This window comes from Clostridium sp., from assembly GCF_016650095.1.
Classification (GTDB): Bacteria; Bacillota; Clostridia; order Clostridiales; family Clostridiaceae; genus Clostridium_AD.
In genome coordinates this window covers 1-2,641 of the sequence record NZ_JAENWL010000423.1, presented here as the reverse complement: position 1 = coordinate 2,641, position 2,641 = coordinate 1, and the positions used below count along the sequence as shown (strand labels likewise).

3 protein-coding genes are annotated in these 2,641 nt (G+C 30.5%); all 3 read left to right on the top strand.

All coding sequences use genetic code 11. From position 1 onward, the window contains the following. Window positions 1-226: SDR family oxidoreductase (locus tag JJE11_RS17395; protein ID WP_291637909.1), on the top strand; the 226-nt coding region annotated here is incomplete at its 5' end. Window positions 227-351: 125 nt separating this feature from the next. Beyond that, window positions 352-2,244, top strand: a complete 1,893-nt coding sequence (locus JJE11_RS17390; RefSeq protein WP_291637907.1) for a sigma 54-interacting transcriptional regulator — start codon at window positions 352-354, stop codon at window positions 2,242-2,244. A gap of 141 nt (window positions 2,245-2,385) precedes the next feature. After that, window positions 2,386-2,641 (top strand): UxaA family hydrolase (locus tag JJE11_RS17385; protein ID WP_291637906.1); only part of this gene is annotated, 256 nt, incomplete at its 3' end.

Here is a 2,641-nt window from a genome sequence, read left to right as displayed (position 1 = left end):
TCCTAAAGGAATTGTAATAAATGCTGTAGCGCCAGGGCCCGTAGAAACAGATATGCTTTCAACAATACCAGAGGACAGAAAGAAATCTATAAAAAGCAGTGTATATATAAATAGATTTGCAAAAGCAGAAGAAGTTGCAAAGACAATATATTGGCTCTCAACAGATTGTCCTGAATATATTAATGGTACTTGTATAGATATAAATAATGGAGCATTTCCAAGATAACAAAGAATAGTAGGTAGAGTAAATAACAACTTAATACTGTTTTATGCGCTCTCAGGGGTATTTATTTCATTTTAATGCTGGTGTAAATTACTATAAATTTTAAGGTTATGAATAAGGAGATAAGGATGAAAGATATTGTTTTTATAGCACCATTTAAAAGTTTAGGACGTTTAGCAGAGCAAGTTATTGAGGATAAAAAGTATAGCAATATAGAAGTTGTAGTTGCGGACTTAAGTTATGGGGTTAAGGTTGCTAAAACCCTTATAAAACAGGGCGTTGATATAATTATTTCTAGAGGTGGAACTTACACTATGATAAAGGAGGTTGTTGATATACCAGTAGTCGAATTAAAAATGAGTTCCTTTGACATCTTAAGAGGATTTAGGGATCTTATTAATTATAAAGGAAAGATAGGAGTGGCGGGGTACGGAAATATTATATATGGATGTGAGGTAATAGGAGACCTCTTAAATTTAAATATAGATAGAATTGAAATTGAAAATGAAGAAAAAGCAGAAATATTGTTAAAAAAGCACATAGATAAAGGTGTGCAAGTATTTGTAGGAGATACTATAGGAAACTCCATGGCCAATAAATTAAACTGTAAAAGCTATATTATAGAATCTGGAATAGAGTCGGTTATTTCATCAATGCAGGAAGCGAGAAGAATTTTTAAAGGCCTACAGTTTGAGAAGGAAAAAGCTGAAAGGTTTAAAACTATAATTAACTTCATTCACGATGGCATAATATCTATAGATCAAGAAGGTAGGATTACTATATTCAATTCTATTGCTGAAAAGATATTTCGCATTTCAGAGGAAGAAGCTGTTGGAAGGAGAATAGAGAGTGTAGTTAAGGGAACAAAATTAATAGAAGTGTTAGAGCTTGGGCAAATAAAGATAGGGGAAATACAAGATGTATATGGATCTAAAATTGTTACAAATAGAGTCCCAATTATTGTTGATAACAAAATAAGTGGAGTTGTTGCCACATTTCAAGATATAACTAAAATACAGGAGCTGGAGCATCAAATAAGAGTAAAGTTACAGAAAAAAGGATTTATAGCTAAATTTAATTTTGATAATATAGTATATAAAAGTAAAAATATGAGAGAATGCATTGAAAGGGCGCAAACCTATAGCTTATACGATTCACCAATACTGATTTTAGGTCAATCTGGAGTTGGTAAAGAGTTATTTGCTCAAAGTATTCATAATTATAGTAGAAGAAAAAATGCTCCATTTGTAGCTATAAACTGTGCTGCTATTACGCCTAATCTTATAGAAAGTGAGCTCTTTGGATATGTTGAAGGAGCATTTACAAGTGCAGTAAAAGGTGGAAAACCTGGTGTGTTCGAACTTGCGCATGGTGGAACAATTTTTCTGGATGAAATAGGAGAAATGCCTCATGAGCTTCAAAGTAAATTATTAAGAGTTATTCAAGAAAAAGAGGTTAGAAGAATTGGTGATGATAAAGTTATACCTATAGACGTAAGAATTATAACAGCAACAAATAAGAATAATAAACAAATGTTAAATCAGGGCAATTTTAGAGAAGATTTGTATTATAGAATTAATATTCTAACATTACTAGTTCCAAGTCTAAATGAGAGAAGTGAGGATATAGTTGAACTTTCAAATTTTTTTATAAAAAAATATTCCACAAAGTATGATAAGGGCATTAACTCTATGTCAAAAAATGCAGAAGACTACTTGAATAGTTATAATTATAGAGGAAATGTCAGAGAACTTGAAGGAATGATAGAAAGGTCTGTTATATTATGTAATAGTGACAGCATTGATATAGTGGATATAAGATTAGAAGCCATTGAGAATAACAATATAGATAATGAAAAAATTAATGAAACTAAACCAAAGGATTTTAAAAGTTTAATAAAGGTTGAAAATGAATACATAAATGAAGTCATAGCTTATTGCAATGGAAATCTAAGTGAAGCTTCTAAAATATTAAACATAAATAGAACAACATTATGGAGAAAAAGAAACAGTGATGCTTAATGCAACACTGTTTCTTTTTGCAACAAGTCTTTTGATGCATTATAAAACGTTTACAGAACGAAACCTTCTAAATGCTATAAAGTGGATTTGGCATGGTAATTGCTTATTAAGTAATTAAGAATTTATTTAGGAGGGCTAGGTATGTTAAAATTTGCAGCCATTGCTAATGAAAATGATAATGTTGCTACAGCAGTAAAAAAAATAAGCAATAAAGAAAAAATACTCATTGACTTATTTGGTAAAGACATTGAGGTAGTACTTAATTCAGATGTTCCTTTTGGACATAAGTTTGCTATAAGAGATATAGATAAAGGACAACAAATAATAAAGTATAAAGAGTCTATAGGGCTAGCTACTCAGTACATAAAAGTTGGAAATTATGTTCACGTGCATAATG